14 protein-coding genes and 1 tRNA gene are annotated in these 17,868 nt (G+C 36.2%); 12 read left to right on the forward strand and 3 right to left on the reverse strand.

What is annotated here, in order from left to right; translation table 11 throughout:
* Positions 1 to 43: 43 nt before the first annotated feature.
* From PFY10_12605 to PFY10_12615, 3 genes are all read left to right on the forward strand, one after another.
* Positions 44 to 769, forward strand: a complete 726-nt coding sequence (locus tag PFY10_12605; protein WBV55078.1) for an AAA family ATPase — start codon at positions 44 to 46, stop codon at positions 767 to 769.
* 128 nt (positions 770 to 897) lie between these two features.
* Positions 898 to 971 (forward strand) — tRNA-Asn (locus PFY10_12610).
* A 225-nt stretch (positions 972 to 1,196) separates the two neighbouring features.
* A complete protein-coding gene (locus PFY10_12615) occupies positions 1,197 to 3,722 on the forward strand; it encodes a DUF5686 family protein (GenBank protein ID WBV55079.1) in 2,526 nt (841 codons plus the stop codon).
* 313 nt (positions 3,723 to 4,035) lie between these two features.
* On the opposite strand, the gene rpmA is transcribed toward PFY10_12615, so the two are convergent.
* Both rpmA and rplU read right to left on the reverse strand, forming a co-directional pair.
* Positions 4,036 to 4,293 (reverse strand): 50S ribosomal protein L27, encoded by a 258-nt coding sequence (gene rpmA, locus PFY10_12620; protein ID WBV55080.1) that lies wholly within the window; start codon positions 4,291 to 4,293, stop codon positions 4,036 to 4,038.
* An 18-nt stretch (positions 4,294 to 4,311) separates the two neighbouring features.
* Positions 4,312 to 4,887: a 50S ribosomal protein L21 gene (gene rplU, locus PFY10_12625; protein WBV55081.1), complete on the reverse strand. Its 576-nt coding sequence runs from the start codon at positions 4,885 to 4,887 to the stop codon at positions 4,312 to 4,314.
* A gap of 183 nt (positions 4,888 to 5,070) precedes the next feature.
* Here rplU and PFY10_12630 point away from each other — a divergent pair, with 183 nt between their 5' ends.
* The 6 genes from PFY10_12630 (at position 5,071) to PFY10_12655 (ending at position 12,612) form a co-directional block, all read left to right on the forward strand.
* Positions 5,071 to 5,955: a metalloprotease gene (locus PFY10_12630; protein ID WBV55082.1), complete on the forward strand. Its 885-nt coding sequence runs from the start codon at positions 5,071 to 5,073 to the stop codon at positions 5,953 to 5,955.
* 111 nt (positions 5,956 to 6,066) lie between these two features.
* Positions 6,067 to 7,155 (forward strand): acyltransferase family protein, encoded by a 1,089-nt coding sequence (locus PFY10_12635; GenBank protein ID WBV55083.1) that lies wholly within the window; start codon positions 6,067 to 6,069, stop codon positions 7,153 to 7,155.
* 63 nt (positions 7,156 to 7,218) lie between these two features.
* A complete protein-coding gene (locus PFY10_12640; GenBank protein WBV55084.1) occupies positions 7,219 to 7,797 on the forward strand; it encodes a tRNA-(ms[2]io[6]A)-hydroxylase in 579 nt (192 codons plus the stop codon).
* Between the two features lie 22 nt (positions 7,798 to 7,819).
* Positions 7,820 to 8,437, forward strand: a complete 618-nt coding sequence (locus PFY10_12645; GenBank protein ID WBV55085.1) for a DUF502 domain-containing protein — start codon at positions 7,820 to 7,822, stop codon at positions 8,435 to 8,437.
* 87 nt (positions 8,438 to 8,524) lie between these two features.
* Positions 8,525 to 9,901: a tryptophanase gene (locus PFY10_12650; protein WBV55086.1), complete on the forward strand. Its 1,377-nt coding sequence runs from the start codon at positions 8,525 to 8,527 to the stop codon at positions 9,899 to 9,901.
* A gap of 275 nt (positions 9,902 to 10,176) precedes the next feature.
* Entirely contained in the window at positions 10,177 to 12,612 is a 2,436-nt protein-coding gene (locus PFY10_12655) for a TonB-dependent receptor (protein WBV55087.1), read from the forward strand.
* A 35-nt stretch (positions 12,613 to 12,647) separates the two neighbouring features.
* On the opposite strand, the gene PFY10_12660 is transcribed toward PFY10_12655, so the two are convergent.
* Positions 12,648 to 13,865, reverse strand: a complete 1,218-nt coding sequence (locus tag PFY10_12660; GenBank protein WBV55088.1) for a PQQ-dependent sugar dehydrogenase — start codon at positions 13,863 to 13,865, stop codon at positions 12,648 to 12,650.
* Positions 13,866 to 13,972: 107 nt separating this feature from the next.
* Here PFY10_12660 and PFY10_12665 point away from each other — a divergent pair, with 107 nt between their 5' ends.
* Genes PFY10_12665 through uvrB form a run of 3 tightly spaced genes read left to right on the forward strand, consistent with a single transcriptional unit; the run spans position 13,973 to position 17,833 of the window.
* A complete protein-coding gene (locus PFY10_12665) occupies positions 13,973 to 14,344 on the forward strand; it encodes a BlaI/MecI/CopY family transcriptional regulator (GenBank protein WBV55089.1) in 372 nt (123 codons plus the stop codon).
* A 2-nt stretch (positions 14,345 to 14,346) separates the two neighbouring features.
* Positions 14,347 to 15,789, forward strand: a complete 1,443-nt coding sequence (locus PFY10_12670) for a M56 family metallopeptidase (GenBank protein WBV55090.1) — start codon at positions 14,347 to 14,349, stop codon at positions 15,787 to 15,789.
* A 52-nt stretch (positions 15,790 to 15,841) separates the two neighbouring features.
* On the forward strand, positions 15,842 to 17,833 hold the full coding sequence (uvrB, locus tag PFY10_12675) for an excinuclease ABC subunit UvrB (protein WBV55091.1): 1,992 nt from the start codon (positions 15,842 to 15,844) through the stop codon (positions 17,831 to 17,833).
* The last annotated feature ends 35 nt before the right edge of the window (positions 17,834 to 17,868 follow it).

The raw sequence follows: 17,868 nt of genomic DNA on the forward strand, positions 1-17,868 counted from the left end.
TTTTTTTTGCATGTATTTTGCTTGATATCAACTAAACAAACAAATGCCTTATTTATCCAGGATTTATTTAAACGAAGACCATCCGAAGGATTTCCCCTTCAACCTTCCTTTTCTGAGTAGTGGGTTAAATCTCAGACTTCGAAGCAATGTCACTTTCTTTGTAGGTGAAAATGGGATTGGAAAATCAACTTTACTAGAAGCTATTGCCGAAAAATGCGATTTCAATGTTTCCGGAGGAAATAGAAATCATAATTATAGTTTTCATAAAACGGAATCCGAACTGGCAGAACACCTTAAACTTTCATGGGATACCAAAACAGCACAAGGCTTTTTTATGAGGGCAGAAAGCTTTTTTAATTTCGCAACATATATTGATGAAGTAGCCGAAGAAGACAGAAGTGTTTTAGATGCTTACGGGGGAAAATCTCTTCATCAGCAATCCCATGGCGAAGCTTTTTTATCATTATTTCATAACCATTTTCAGAAAGGCATTTATATCCTTGATGAGCCGGAAGCCGCTCTTTCTCCGCAAAGACAACTTTCCCTATTGTCAATTATTCACAAGCTGGAAAAAGCTGGAAAAGCCCAATTCATTATTTCCAGCCATTCACCTATTTTGATGAGCTATCCGGAAGCTGAAGTCTATTTACTGGATGATAAAATTAAACAGATTGATTATAAAGAAACGGAGCATTATCAGTTAACAAAAAGTTTTTTAGAATCCCCGGAATTGTATTTCCGTTATTTATTTGAGGATTACCCCATTTAATAATGACAAGCAAAATATTTCTTATTGAAATTCAATCTATTTACTTTAAAATCATTGATAATTGAACGTAAAACTTGCCTGATATAAATATTCATATTATATTTGCACCACTTAAAACAAAGGAAAATTCCTCCTTAGCTCAGTTGGTTAGAGCATCTGACTGTTAATCAGAGGGTCGCTGGTTCGAGCCCAGCAGGAGGAGCAAAAAAGACTTACAGAAATGTAAGTCTTTTTTATTTTTCATTCGGAATAAATTCTGTCCTATCCTATTGTCTTTTAAAATCATAGGTCATAATTAATCAAATTGGTCCTGTTATTTTTGTTACATTTGCATTTTTGTAAATACACACGAAATTTTTTTAAATCTTATCCGTTTTAAATAAACAGCATACTTTTTGTTTATGCTAAATGCTTGAAGAAATACCTAATGTTAATTAATAACTCTAAATACCACTATCTCTACCTTTTTCTTTTATTTTCCGGTATTGTATGCGCACAAAATGCTGCAAGTGGCAAAATTGTTGATGCCAAAACCAATAAAGAAGTTACCGGGGTGGATGTATTTATCAATGATAGTAATCAACCTTTTTTAACAACAACTACGGGAGCCTTCAGCGTTCAATCAGACAGTATTATTTACAAATTAAAATTCTTAAGAAAAAGCTATGCCTTACAAAGTATAGATGTTACCCCAGATAATGCCAATAATATCTTCGTAAAGCTTTCCAAAGAAAAGGTGGAAAACATTGAAGAAGTTGTGATCCATAACGAGAAAACAAAATATAAAAACAAGAAGGAAAATCCCGCTTATGCCATTATGCAGGAAGTATGGAAAAGAAAAAGAAATAATGGTCTAAGTAAATTCGATACCTACACTTATAAGGAATACGAAAAAATACAGTTTGACGCTAATAATCTGGACAGCGCCTTTATGAAGAGAAAGATCTTCAACAAGCTGGATTTCATCTTTGATTATGCCGACTCAACGGCAAGTGGAAAAATGGCTCTGCCCATCTTCCTGAATGAATCAATTTATGAAAATTACGGAGAAAATAAGCCCGGCAAGAAAACCAAAAAGCTTTTAATAGCTCAAAAAACATCTGGTTTTCAGGATAATCAAATTGTAACTTTAACGGCAAAAAATCTCTACAGGGACATCAATATCTATGACAATACCCTGAATTATTTTGATATTGGTTTTCCAAGTCCTGTAGGAACTGATGGTTTTAGTACGTATGACTATAATCTGATCGATACGATTGCTATACATGGTGAGAATGCTTATAAAATCAGGTATCAGCCTAAAAGAACAGAAATTTTAGCATTTCAGGGCTATCTTTATATTGATACCGACACTTATGCAGTTTTAGGAGCGACGTTAAAATCAACACAAAAAATGAATGTAAATTTCGTCAATGGGATTTCCACAGAGCTGGAATACGACAACCCCGACGAAAATACTTTCCTGCCTAGAAAATTTGTAACCGTAGTAGAGCTGACCCCTTTCTCAAAAAAGAAAACATCTAAAAGTATCATCGCTAAAAGAACTGTAGACTATTCGGAATATGAATTTAACAAGCCACTTGCTCCATCGGTTTTCACCCGAAAGGAGGAAGAGTATGACAATAAATTTGTAGATAAGGATGATGCTTACTGGGCTAAAGCGAGACCTGATACGCTATCCAAATCTGAACAGGGAGTCTATGATATGCTTGATAAGCTTCAGAAGGTCCCGAAATTCAACCGGATTGTAAAGTTATATGAAACCCTTGGATCAGGATACTACAACATAACAAAGGGAATAGATTTGGGTCCCATTTTTTCAGTTTATGGAGTAAACGAAGTAGAGGGAGACAGAATAAGACTGGGAGCGAGAAGTTATTTTTCCATGAACGATCCTTGGAGAATCCAGTTTTATACAGCATATGGATTTAAAGATCAGCAGTTCAAATATGGTGTTGAAGCAAAATATATGTTTAATAAAGTCAACCGGTTTATGATCGGAGCTGGCACCAGAAGAGATGTTATGCAGCTCGGTGTTCAGCTAACAACTGATGACGGAATCATGTCTCGTACATTTGCCTCGTCTACAGTCTTCGCAAGGGGAGATAATGCCTCTTTAAGCTCCCTGAATCAAACTAATGTATTTGCTTCTATTGAGCCATGGAAGAACTTTCAAATACGGGTAGATGGAACTATGCAAAGCATCAAATCAGCAAATCCTGACGGCTTCAACCTTATGTATTACAGAAACGGAGAATTAAGAAAAACCGTTAATGATTCCCATGTAACCCTTAGCTTAATAGCAAGACCTGGTGCTAAATTTTCACAAACCGGAGTTGACAGACACGAACATGGAACCTTGGCTCCTACTATTGTTTTAAAGTACACAAGAGGACTGGAAGGCCTGTTTAATGCTGATTTCAATTATAATAAACTACAATTCTTATTTTACAAACCGGTATTAATCGGAAGCTGGGGAAAAACACTAATCAATTTTGAAGCAGGAAAAAACTTCAATACAGTTCCGCTAGCCTTACAAAATATAATTCCCGGAAACCAATCTTATAGTTTGGTAGGAAATACATTTGCACAACTTAATTATTATGAGTTCGTTGCAGATACATATACGACGCTGCATCTGGAACATCATTTCAATGGTAAAATCCTTTCCTATATTCCACTAATCAAGAAACTCAAATTAAGAGAAATAGCTTTTATCAGAAGTGCATACGGAACACTGAGCGATGCATCTAAAAAGATTAACGTTGAAGGTTTTAAGTATTCTGCTCCTAGTGATCATATTTATTATGAATACGGTTTCGGAATTGAAAATATTGGATTTGGAAACCTGAGGATCTTCAGGGTAGATTTCAACTGGAGAGGCAACTACCTCAACAGGCCTGACATTTCTACATTTGGCGTAAAAGCAGGATTCCAGGTAGGCTTTTAAAATACTTTAGAAAGACAAATAATTTCCATCTGATAAGCAAGTAAAAACATTCAAGAATATCGAGCATTATTCCGTTATCAAAATAGATTAAAGGCAAAATATAGGCTACTACAGCTAAGCCGGTTTAGAACAGCCAGAAACACTAGAAGAGATCATTACAGCTCAAGATCAGCAACATCATTTTTTTAAGATCCTTTTATGTAGGCTTTCCCGGATTTTCAAGACAAAATTAGGATATTGAAAAAATTCCATACCATTTAAACATAAAAAAGCCTCAACAATGTTGAGGCTTTTATTTTATAGAACGCTTAAATTAAGCGTTTGGTTCTACAGATACAAAAGATCTGTTATTTGCTTTCTTTCTGAAAACTACTTTACCGTCTACTAATGCAAACAAAGTATGGTCTTTACCCATCCCCACGTTTTCACCTGGGTGGTGTTGAGTACCTCTCTGTCTGATAATAATATTACCGGCAATAGCTTCTTGTCCACCGAAAATCTTTACACCTAATCTTTTAGAGTGAGATTCTCTACCGTTTTTGGAACTACCGACTCCTTTCTTGTGTGCCATTTTATTTGTAGATTATTATTATTTATTAAGAGCTTTAAATTGATCAATGTTCTTAACGATAGCAGCATCTACTTCTTCGTGAGTAAGAACTTTTTTCTCTAATTCAACTTTAACAGCTTTTCCTAAAGTAATTAAAGTTTCTCTGTTTTCTTTAGACTGAGACAAATTGTGTTTCTTTAAGTGATAGTTCAACTCATGATCTTCACCAAAGTTAACAGTTGCGTTGTCTGAAAGAACTTCAGCCTTTACTGTTTCTTTTTTAGCTGCTTTCTTTGCACCTCCTTCAAATCCAGTGATTCCTGTAATTTGAATTTGAGTTAAAGATTGTCTATGACCGTTTTTCACTTCATAACCTTTTCTTCTTTTCTTTTTGAAAACGATTACTTTATCAGCTTTAACATGGTCTAAGATCTCCGCTTCTACAGTGATCCCGCTTACAGCTGGGGCGCCTACAGTGATTGTACCGTTTACAGTAAGAAGAACTTTATCGAAAGAAACTTTTCCTCCTTTATCTCCTTTTAAACGGTGTACAAACAACTTCTGGTCTTGCTCAACTTTGTATTGAAGCCCTGCTATTTCTACAATTGCAAACATTGTTTATAAATTTTTAGTTATTTCGAGGTGCAAATATACAAATTATTTTATAAACTGCTTACAATCAAAACAATATTTTTCACTATAAACACTTTTTCACCAACGAAGGAATAATTTTAACTATTTATATATTAATTATCTAAAAAATAATTTATACCTTCGTTTTCACCAAAAAAATATTTTATGAAAAGAAACTTTAAATTCTGCTTTTTAGCAGGAGCTATTGCTGTATTATCTTTATCAGCATGTAACGACGACAAAATGGAAGACAACGTCTTACCAAATTCATCCACTGAAAATGCTAAAATTGAACAACCCGGAGACCTTCAGAGAAGCTGCTCTTATGTTGATCAAAACTGGAGTTCTACAGCAGTCCTTTTAACCGGCTTACAAACGAGTGCCGACACCAACTTCATGAACGGGCAAATGACAAAAATTGCCAGTATGTGGGGAAGAAGTAACCCAACATTGCGATTTGTAAACGATCCTTCCAATTTCAACTCCACCTATAATGCTATTTCCTACTCTACAGGAAAAATCTATTATGGTTATGCGATCTACGCTGATGCAAAAAATAAAGGCGGAGATATCGTGAATGCTATGATCCTGGCACATGAATATGGCCACCAACTACAATATGCGTTTAACCTGCCTTCTGTAAATGAATCTACAGCAAGACCTAATGAGCTTGAAGCCGATGGTTTTGCAGGGTATTATTTAAGAAGACCGAACGGGTATAACAAAACTCAATTCTCTGAAATTGCAGCAGCCTATGAATTTGCACAAAGCATCGGAGATTATCAGACCTCAAGTTATAACCATCACGGAACTCCTCCTCAAAGAAGATCTGCTGTTCGTTTAGGCTTCCTGCTTGGACAGTACAGTTTATCTGCGGCTGATTTCGACTATAACTTCTTTTATTACTATCAAGGAGTCCTTAACGGAACCTATAAAATGGGGAAAAATTCAAGAAATCCTGAAATTGACGCTTATATGAGCCAATATATGGACGAGTTAAGAAAAATCCAAACCGGAGAAATTTCTGCTGAAGAGTTTAGAAAACTTTAAACATTCATTATTAACATATTTAGGAAAGGAGGTAAAGTTCGCTTTACCTCTTTTTTATTTTTAAAATTATTTCCAAACTTTATCTATTTTTGAACTTTATCAATTACCATAATGAACAGGGATCTCTACATTGATTTTGCAAAAGGATTAGCAACGCTTTCCATTATATTCATCCACACAGCATTCTGGTCGGGACAGTTTTATATCCCGGCGGAAGTCAGGGTCTTTTCTTTAGTATTTGATGTAGCTTTATTTTATGCATTAAGTGGAATTACATCCGGAGCCAATATTGAGAAAACGTTCTACCGCCTGCTCAAACTACAAATCACCTATATGATTTTTGTAACATTCCTGTTTTTCCTGGATTACTTTTTTAAAGTTTTCGGGTTAAGTTTTTTTTCTGTAGAATGGTTGCAAAACTTTTACTCTACATTCGGCTCAAAATACGCGACAACAAATATATCTACGGAACCTCAATGGCAAAATTTAGGGAACTGGTACCTCCATCAATACACCAATGCCGATACATTTCCCGTAGTAATGGGAAGCTTCTGGTATTTAAAAGTATACTTTATATTAGCTGTTTTCGGTGTATTGATTTTAAGATTCTTCCCTAAACATATTAATTGGTTTATAGGACTGTGTATTGCTTTGACACTAATATTTAATTTATTTCCGTGGTTTTATCCAACAGGCCAGGTGGGATATGTTGCTTTTTATCTTGCTGTTTTCTTAATTGCCAATAGAATGAGGGGAAAGAAAATCCCTTCCCGTATCATCCCCGCACTTTATGCAGCGGTTGGAATTCTGCTAATCTGGATGTTCTGGTATTATGGAAGCGAAATATTTTACAAGATCAATAAAAATAAGTTCCCTCCTAAAACTCCCTATATCATATGGACCCTGTTTTCACTGGTTACGTTATTTGTTTTTTATAACAGATTAAAGATCACAAAAGAAAATTTTATTACTTATATCGGAAAGAATGCAATATTCTTTTATTTTGCACAGGGAATAAGTTCTTCCCTTGTTTATTTTTTAGTCGTTCATTTCAAGCAAGATGTACCGTGGTGGATATTAATGATTTTAATCTATATAACGAATATTATCCTCGCAACAACGATTGCAGGATTTTTAATGAAAGTAGATCGTTTAGGGTGGAATATTTTAGAATTTTTACGAAGAAAGACCGCTTCTTAAATAACTGGAATAAAACAAGATTTGTTATTGTAATTTACTTTAAATTTACAGAAATTTTAAAACATGTTTAAGTTGAAACTTCCCACGGATCCAAGGTGGGCAAATATTGCGGAAGGAAACATTGAAGAAATTTTAACCGATCATGCCTGGTGCGAACAAAAAGCCGCTACAAACGCTATCGGATTGATTACGATGCTTCCGGAACACCCTGAAATTGTAACAGAACTTCTTGCTATTGCACAGGAAGAATTGGATCATTTCAATCAGGTTCATGAGATCATCAAGAGCAGAGGATACAAGTTCGGAAGAGCAAGGAAAGATGATTATGTAAATGAATTGATGAAGTTCATTATCCAGGGCAGCAGAGAAGATCTTATCGTTGATAAAATGTTATTTGCCGCTATGATAGAAGCAAGAAGCTGCGAAAGATTTAAAGTCCTTACAGAAAATATCAAAGATGAAGAGCTTAAAAATTTTTACAGGGACTTAATGATTTCGGAGGCTAACCATTATACAACTTTCATTAGTTTTGCAAGACAGCTTGGAGATCCCGAAAAAGTAAACAAACGCTGGGAGGAGTGGCTGGAATATGAAGCTAAAATTATTAAGTCATACGGCAATAAGGAAAGCATACATGGCTAAACAAAATTAGTAACTGAATACGTTGAAAAAACTGACTTTCGAAAATATCGCCAATTTTTTCCTGAAAAATTTCTTTCAGGGACTTGTTATTATCGGACCTATCGGGCTAACGATATTTGTCATATGGTATGTTGTCACGTCTATTGATAATATAATTCCATCTGTGGCAAAAGAAATACCGGGTTTGGTTTTTGTATCAACTATTTTAATCACCGCACTTTTGGGCTACCTGGGTAATAAATTCGTTGTGGGAAGATTTTTTTTCGACACAATGGACAGCCTGTTGGAAAGAACACCGGGGGTAAAACATATTTATACGCCAACTAAAGATGTAATGTCATCATTTGTTGGTGACAAGAAAAAATTTAATGATCCTGTATGGGTAAAAACCAATGAGCATCCTGAGATCTGGAGAATTGGTTTTTTAACCCAGAAAGAAATGGCAGATGTGGATAAACATAATTATGTTGCTGTTTATCTTCCTCACTCCTATGCTATTTCCGGATGGGTAATTGTTACGGAAGAAAAAAACATCAAACCTGTAGTGGGAATGTCTGCTGCTTCTGCAATGAAATTTGCAGTGAGTGGTGGTGTAGCCGGTTTCCACTCCGATGAAAATATATTTAAAGCGCCTGAGTAGTATTCTCCTGCTCCTTTAAATATATACTGATGAATTGAAATTATTTTCAAACAAATTTTCTTTACAAAACAATAAAATACTTAACTCATGAATTTACCGTACGCGGAACCTTTCCGCATTAAAATGATTGAAGAAATCCGTCAATCAACAAGAGAAGAAAGAGAGCAGTGGCTTAAAGAAGCCAATTACAACTTATTCAACTTAAAATCATCACAGGTTTTTATCGATTTACTAACCGATTCCGGAACCGGAGCCATGTCGGACAGACAGTGGGGAGCATTAATGACCGGTGACGAAAGCTATGCCGGTTCCCGTTCTTTCGACCAACTTCACAATACTGTAAAAAATATAACCGGATTTCAATATCTTTTGCCCACTCACCAGGGAAGAGCAGCTGAAAACGTGCTGTTTTCTGTTCTGGTAAAAGAAGGAGATATAGTTCCCGGAAATTCCCATTTCGATACTACAAAAGGACATATTGAGTTTCGCAAAGCACATGCAGTAGACTGCACAATTGATGAAGCATTTGATATTAATGATCTACATCCGTTTAAGGGAAATATTAATCTTGAAAAGCTGGAAGAGATTTACAAAAGCTATCCAAAAGAAAAAATCCCTTTTTGTTTAATTACCATCACCTGTAATTCTTCAGGAGGTCAGCCAGTTTCTCTGGAAAATATGAAAGCAGTAAGAGAACTTTCCAATCAATACGGAATTCCTGTTTTTTTCGACTCTGCAAGATTTGCTGAAAACGCTTATTTCATTAAAAAAAGAGAAAAAAGCCAGGAAAACAGAAGCATTAAAGAAATCTGCAAAGAGATCTTCTCATATGGTGATGGAATGACCATGAGCTCCAAAAAAGATGGATTGGTAAACATCGGTGGTTTCATCGCATTGAATAACGAGGAGGTTTTCAGAAAGGCTTCCAATTTTACAATTATCTATGAAGGCTTCATAACCTACGGAGGTATGGCCGGAAGAGATATGGCAGCATTAGCCGTTGGACTGGATGAAGCTACGGAATTTGCTTATCTGGAAAGCAGGATCTCCCAGGTTGAATATCTTGGAAATAAGCTGATTGAATACGGAATTCCTGTGCAAAAGCCTATCGGAGGACATGCCGTTTTTATTGATTCTTTAAATTTCCTTCCAAAAGTATCAAGGGAAGAATATCCGGCACAGACTTTAGGTCTTGAAATCTACAAAGAAGCTGGCATCAGAACGGTTGAAATCGGCACCTTGCTAGCAGACAGAGATCCAGAGACAAGACAAAACCGTTATCCGAAATTGGAGCTGGTTCGATTAGCAATTCCTAGGAGAACCTATACGAATAATCATATGGATTATATTGCTGCAGCGATCAAAAACGTTTATGAACGCCGTGATGAAATCGCAAAAGGATATAAGATAACATGGGAGCCAGATCTTTTAAGACATTTTACTGTTCAATTAGAAAAAGCATAAAAATTAAAACCGGAGTAATTCCGGTTTTTTCATTTTATATACACATACGAGAATAAATTGTTAAAAAAAATCGTAATAAGGAAAAATACACAACATATCATTTATGTATTTTACGATTTTAACTAATTTTTACTATTTGATTGAAAATTTTCATATAATTATGCATCGCATCCATTTTTCATAACACTTTTCAAATAATAGTGATTTTTTCTGATGATTTAAAAACAAAAATCAATACTTTTGATTGAATTACCAATCTCAGAAACTCAATATATATGAAAATTAAATATCTAAGCGCTTTATTTCTGGGCAGCACTGCGGCTTTATATTCGCAGCAAATCAATGACACCATTTCTAAAGAAGCAAAAATTGAAGAAGTAGCTATTACGGGGAGCCGAAACAAAAAAAGAACAGTAATAGACACTCCTGTTCCCATCGATGTTATTGACATCAAACAGGTAAGTCAATCTACAGGGCAAGTTGAAGTGAACCAGCTCCTGCAGTTTTCGGCACCTTCATTTAATTCCAATAAACAATCGGGGTCAGATGGTGCAGATGCTGTCGATCCAGCCACTCTCAGAGGATTGGGACCAGACCAGACTTTACTTTTATTAAACGGCAAAAGATACCATCAGTCTTCACTGATCAATCTTTTCGGAACTAAGGGAAGAGGAAACACCGGATATGACATGAACACCATTCCGATCGGAGCTATTAAAAGGATTGAAGTCCTTCGCGATGGAGCTTCCGCTCAATACGGTTCCGATGCTATTGCAGGCGTTATCAACGTCATCTTAAATGACCGAGATAAAGGCTTTGAAGGAAATGCATTTTACGGGATGAACCTTTTTAAAAGTCCCGGAGATAAAGATGTTGTATCAGATCATAAAATTGACGGGCTTACTTTTGATTTTAACGGAAATTATGGAACAAAAATAGGATCACAAGGAGGATTTGCAAATTTTACCGCAGAATTCATCAATAAAGAATATGCAATCAGAAATGCTAATCCTACGGTTTATGATGCCCCAAGACAACGTTTTGGAGATGCAAAATCACAAAATGTATATTTCTTTGGAAATATTGAAGTTCCATTATCAGATAATATAAAATTTTATTCTCATCCCGGGTTTTCCCATAGAAATACAGATGCTAATGCATGGACCAGAAAAGCAGATGCAGATGGAAACATACCGCAGGTTTATCCAAATGGATTTAACCCTATTCAGGATACAAGCATCACAGATTTTACATTTGATAATGGTTTAAAGTTTAAAGTTGCAGGTTGGGATGCCGATGTTTATAATGCCTTTGGCAATAACAGATTTACGTACCAGATAGACAATACAATTAATGCTACATTAGGTATAAAATCTCCTACAAGTTTTAACGCAGGAGGGCACTCGTTACTTCAAAATACAACAGGATTTAATGCAACGAAACAATTTGGAGTGTTAGAAGGACTAAATATCGCTTTCGGATCTGAGTTTAGGTACGAAAAATTTAATGTTATAAGGGGGCAAGAAGCATCTTATGCAATGTATGATGTCAACGGGAACATTGTAACTTCAAATACAGATCCTAGTCTTTTAGTAATAAATCCTTTAACAGGCAACATCAGACCTGGAGGCTCCCAGGGCTTTCCCGGATATTCTCAGGAAGTTAATAAAAGTAGAAATAATTTTGCAGCCTATATCGATACCGAGCTTGATATTACCAAAAAATGGATGGTTAGTGCAGCAGGTAGATTTGAAAACTACAGTGATTTTGGAAGTACCATTAATGGGAAATTTGCAACAAGATATGCGATAACTCCTCAATTTGCACTTCGAGGTTCAGTTTCAACAGGGTTCAGAGCTCCTTCGTTAGCTCAAAAATATTATGCGCTTCAATTCACGAATTTTCAGGGAGGTAATCTTGTAACGATCCAATTAGCATCAAATGACAGTGATTTAGCTGTAAAATCCGGGATATCTCAATTAAAACAAGAAACATCTCTTAACGGGAGTGTAGGGTTTACATTCAACACGGGAAAGTTTACTGCAACTGTTGATGGGTACTACATTAATGTAAAAAACCGAATTGTATTGACAGGTAACTTTGCCAGAACAGACCTTCCACCTGATGTTCAGGCAGATTATCCTTATATTGATCAGGCACAATTTTTTTCCAATGCCATAGACACAAGAACAAAGGGTGTAGATGTTATATTAAGCTACAATGAAACACTTGGAAACGGAAGATTAACCACAACTTTAGCAGGAAACTACAACGAAATGGAGATCACATCTGTAAACGTTTCAGAAAAATTAAAAGGAAAAGAAGATATATATTTAAGTGCGCGTGAACGTGCTTTTATCCTCGCCTCAGCTCCGAAGACTAAAATTAATTTAAATGTTAACTATAAAATTAACAAGTTCAATGCTAATATACAGTTGGTTAGATTTGATAAACTCACATTAATTGGCTACAATGGCCCTGATGATTATCAGACCTACAACGCTAAAGTAACCACTGATCTATCTTTCGGGTATGATTTTTCAAAAAATATTAGTTTAACTATTGGAAGTAAGAATTTATTCAACAGATATCCCACTTTACAAAGAGAGGCTGTTTCTGCAGGAAATACAGAATCCGGTGGTATTTTCGATCCTGTTCAGATGGGCTTTTCCGGAAGACAGGCTTTTGCAAGATTTAATTTCAGATTTTAAATAAAAAAGGCTCCGGATTTATCGGAGCCTTTTTTTTATTTCTTAGAAATTTTATATAATTTCCCACTGTCGGTAACAGCATAGATGTTTCCGTCTATTCCATCCAACACATCCCTGAATCTTTCTTTCTGATCAGCAAGCAAACGTTCTTCTCCAACCACTTTATTATCTTTCATCACAATCCGGTTGATGTGTTCACCACTTAAGCAGCCAATAAACAAATTACCTTTCCACTCATCTATATTTCCTGTATAAAAAGTAACACCACTTGGAGAGATTACCGGATCCCAGTAATAAACAGGTTGCTCCGTACCCTCTCTCTGGGTAATTCCCTCTCCCACTTTCGCTCCGGAGTATTCAATACCATAGGTTACGTCACCCCATCCATAATTTTTACCCGCTTGAATTAAGTTAATTTCATCACCTCCCCTTGGACCCATTTCCACATCCCATAAGGACCCGTTGGGATCTATTGCCAAACCTTGCGGATTTCTTATACCATAGGCATAAATCTCATGTTTAAATCCGGCCTTTCCGATGAATGGATTTCCCGGAGCGGGTTTTCCTTCTTTTGTTATTTTAAGGATTTTACCTAAATAATTATCCGTTTTCTGGGCATACACCCTGGTTTCTTTATCTGATCTTTCTCCGGTACTTACAAACAAATTCCCATCTTTATCAAAGGCCAATCGGCTTCCGTAATGTTTATCTCCGTCATATGATGGTTCAGCACGGAAAATGACTTTTACATCTGATATCATTTTTAAATCTCCTGAAAGTTTACCTTTTGCTACAGAGGTCAGATTACCCTTCCCAAAGGGTTCAGAAAAACTAAAGTAAATAATACTGTTATTTTTAAAATCTGGATCCAGTGCAACATCCAGCATTCCTCCCTGTCCTTTTGCATCGACTTTAGGAAATCCTGATATCTTAGAAATCTGCTTCCCATCTTTAGAAACAACATTCATAAACCCGGATTTTTCAGTGATCAAAAATCTCCCGTCTGGTAAATTAATAATTCCCCAAGGTCTGCCCAGATCTTTATTTAAAACCTCAACATTGTAGGGTGTAGATGTCTTTACAGCCTTAATTCTGGTTTGTCCTGCAAAGGCAGGTTTATAGTCTGAATTAGGCTTTTCTGTTTCCACACTTCCATCACTGCTGACCTTTTGAGCATTGACGTTATTTTTCTTGCATGAAGATAAAACTAAAAAAAGACTAATGACTGGTACATAAAACTTATTGAATTTCATAGCGTTGTGATTATTGGTTAAAAAAACAATGGAAAAATAGTGCCATAAAATTTGTTGATTTAAAATTTTATTCTACATTTGTAGAACAACATTTCAAATTGTAGAATATGAAAGAAATAAAATTAACAGATTCGGAAAAAGTTCTCATGGAGATCATCTGGGATAAACAGAAAGTATTCATGAAAGATATTCTGGATCTTTACCCGGAACCCAAACCTGCATCCACTACAGTAGCTACATTGCTTAAAAGAATGCAGAATAAAGATCTGATAGGATACACATTATATGGAAATTCCCGTGAATACTACCCAAAAGTAGCTAAAGGAGAATATTTCAGGGAAGAAATGACTTCCATGATTGACCGCTTTTTCAACAGCTCCGTGACCCAGTTTGCTTCATTTTTTACATCCAACACAAAACTAACCCAGAAGCAATTGATTGAACTGCGCGAAATAATTGATCAGAAAATAAAAGAATAAAGATGCTTTACATTTTTTTTAAAATTGTTTTGTGTTCTTCACTTTTTATTGGAGTGTACCATTTGTTATTGGAAAAAGAAAAAACGCACCACTTTAACAGGTTCTTTCTGCTTTTTTCCCTCGCATTTGCCTATACGGTTCCTTTTATCTCAATCACAGCAAAAGGTCCCGTTACAACAGAAAGTCCACAACTAATTTTTGAAGAAACCACTCAACAGATATTAAGCCTTCCGGCTAAGGAAGAAGCTTTTGAATGGACCAATATTCTTTGGATTATATATGGAGCTATTACTTTAATGCTTTTAGTAAAGGCATTGCTCTCAATTTTAAAAATCCGGAATATAAAAGGAAAAGTAAGATATCAGGAAGGGTATAAAATAATCATCTCTGAGAATAACCTCTCCCCATTCACCTTTGGAAAAACTATTTACCTGGGGAAAAATTATCTTATTAACGACCAAATTGATCCAAGGATATTCTTACATGAAAAAAGCCATCTGGATCAAAAGCATAGCTGGGATCTATTCCTGATCGAGTTTTTAAAGGTAATAACATGGTTTAATCCTGCCCTCTTTTTCTACAGAAGAGCAATGATCACCAATCATGAATTCTTAGCTGATGACCGCGTATTGAAAAACAATTTCAATATCAAAGATTATCAAAATCTGATACTCGATGAAATAATTGATTCTCAAAAATTTGATTTCACACACTCATTTAATTTCAACAACACAAAAAAACGATTTATTATGATGAACACTAAAAAAACCAAATTCGCAAGCTTAAAAAAAGCCATTACCATCCCTATACTCATAACAGCCTTTGCCTTATTTGTCCAAAAGACCTATGCCAGCAATTACGTTTCAGGTAACGGTACACCCATGGAAGAATATGCAGTAGAATCCTTCAGTACTTTACAAGAAATATCTTCTAAGCAGAGTAGGAAAGATCACCAAAGTATTACGGACACCATTCGCCCCACAAAAAAGGCGAATGTAAAAAAGGCAAAAATCAATAAAAATAGCGCACCTCCGCCTCCATCTCCTCCTCGTGTAGAAAAAAATGGATCTAAGAAAGCAAACATGAGTGGAGATCAGAACATCCCACCACCTCCGCCTCCGGCGAGCACTTCTTTTATCCAGGCAGAATTCCCTCAGGGAATTAATGAATTCCGAAACAAGGTGGCAAAAAATTTTAACGGTAGTGTATTTAAAGGAGATGAAGGCCGGCTCCAATCTAATGTATTCATTTCAATAAATGCCGAAGGGACAGTAGAAAAAGTAGTGGCAGATGGAAAAAACAAACTTTTTAATGACGAGAGCGTAAGAGCCATTAAAGCCTCTACAGAAAATATCAACTGGAAACCCGCACTGGCAGATGGTAAACCCGCACCAACGGTTTTTAAGCTGCCATTAGCTATGATATTTGAAAATAAGAAAAAATGATAATAATTATGAGAGTCCTGAAAAGGACTCTTTTTTTTTATAAATTTGATGTATGAATTTTAATCTTCATTCAGAATATAAACCTACCGGCGATCAGCCTCAGGCCATTGAAAAGCTTACCGAAGGCATTGAAATCGGCGAGAAATATCAAACCTTATTAGGGGTTACAGGATCCGGAAAAACATTTACCATTGCTAATGTCGTGAATAATGTTCAGCGGCCAACTTTAGTTTTAGCTCATAATAAAACTTTAGCAGCTCAGCTATTCATGGAATTTAAAGAGTTTTTTCCTGAAAATGCGGTAGAATATTTTGTGAGTTATTACGACTATTATCAGCCCGAAGCTTATATTGCCACTACCGGAACTTATATAGAAAAGGACCTCAGCATTAATGAGGAAGTAGAAAAACTACGTCTTTCCGCAACGGCAAGCTTATTATCCGGAAGAAGAGACGTTCTCATTGTAGCTTCAGTTTCGTGCATTTACGGTATCGGGAATCCAACTGAATTTCATAAATCACTGATCTCTATCGGAATCGGCGAGAAAGTGACCCGAACAGCTCTTCTTCATTCTTTGGTAAGTGCTCTTTACGCAAGAACCCTGAACGAATTCCAGAGAGGGACCTTTAGGGTAAAAGGAGATGTAATAGATGTTTTTCCTGCTTATGCCGATGATGCGATAAGAATCCAGTTTTTTGGAGACGAGATTGAGAAAATCCAAAGTTTTGATCCTGTTACCGGAAATGTAACTTCCAATTTCGAGCAAATTCAGATTTATCCGGCCAACCTATTTGTAACTTCAAAGGAGACCTTAAACGGAGCGATAAGGAACATTCAGGATGATATGGTCAAACAGGTAGACTTCTTCAACTCAATTGAAAAACCTCTGGAGGCAAAAAGGCTACAGGAAAGGACAGAACTTGATCTTGAAATGATTAAGGAACTTGGCTACTGCTCAGGAATAGAAAACTATTCAAGATACCTGGATGGTAGATTACCCGGCTCCCGGCCTTTCTGCCTGATTGATTATTTTCCAAAGGATTTTCTGATGGTCATTGATGAAAGTCACGTTACAGTTCCTCAGGTTCACGCGATGTATGGCGGAGACAGAAGCAGAAAAGAAGCCCTGGTAGAATATGGCTTCAGGCTGCCGGCAGCAATGGATAACAGGCCCTTGAAATTCGAAGAATTTGAAAGCATGCAGAATCAGGTGATCTATGTGTCTGCTACGCCTGCAGATTACGAACTTGAAAAAACGGGAGGAGCTTATATTGAACAAATTATCCGTCCTACCGGGCTTTTAGATCCTGTTATAGAAGTGAGACCCTCGCTTAACCAGATCGATGACCTGATGGAAGAAATTCATAAGCGCGCTGCAGCAGACGAAAGAGTACTGGTGACTACATTAACCAAAAAAATGGCTGAAGAGCTGACCAAGTATTTTACAAAATTTGGAATCAGAACACGATATATCCACTCAGACGTTGAAACATTGGAGCGTATCCAGATTATGCAGGACCTTCGATTGGGAGTTTTCGATGTTTTAATTGGTGTTAACCTTTTAAGGGAAGGACTGGATTTACCTGAAGTTTCACTCGTAGCCATATTGGATGCAGATAAAGAAGGAATGCTAAGAAGCAGAAGATCAATGATCCAGACGGTCGGAAGAGCCGCAAGGAATGTCAATGGTAAAGCAATCATGTATGCCGATAAAATCACGAAATCTATGCAGGCTACTTTAGATGAAACGGAATATCGCCGATCAAAGCAGATGAAGCACAACGAAGAAAACGGCCTGGTTCCGACTGCTTTAAATAAAAAAATCTCTGAAAATCTAGTAGGACGAAGCAAGGACTTCCCGGATGAAAAATATACCCACAAGGAAATTTTACAGAAAGTTGCTGAAACCAAAGCAAATTATGCAAGCGGAGATATTGAGAAAATAATTGAGCAAAAGCAGAAGGAAATGGAAGCTGCAGCAAAAAATCTTGATTTCATAAAAGCGGCTAAACTAAGAGATGAGATTGCAGGTTTGAAAAACTAATCGAGAACAACAATGGAAACAACCATCATTATTTG

Source organism: Chryseobacterium daecheongense, assembly GCA_027920525.1.
Classification (GTDB): domain Bacteria; phylum Bacteroidota; class Bacteroidia; order Flavobacteriales; family Weeksellaceae; genus Chryseobacterium; species Chryseobacterium proteolyticum.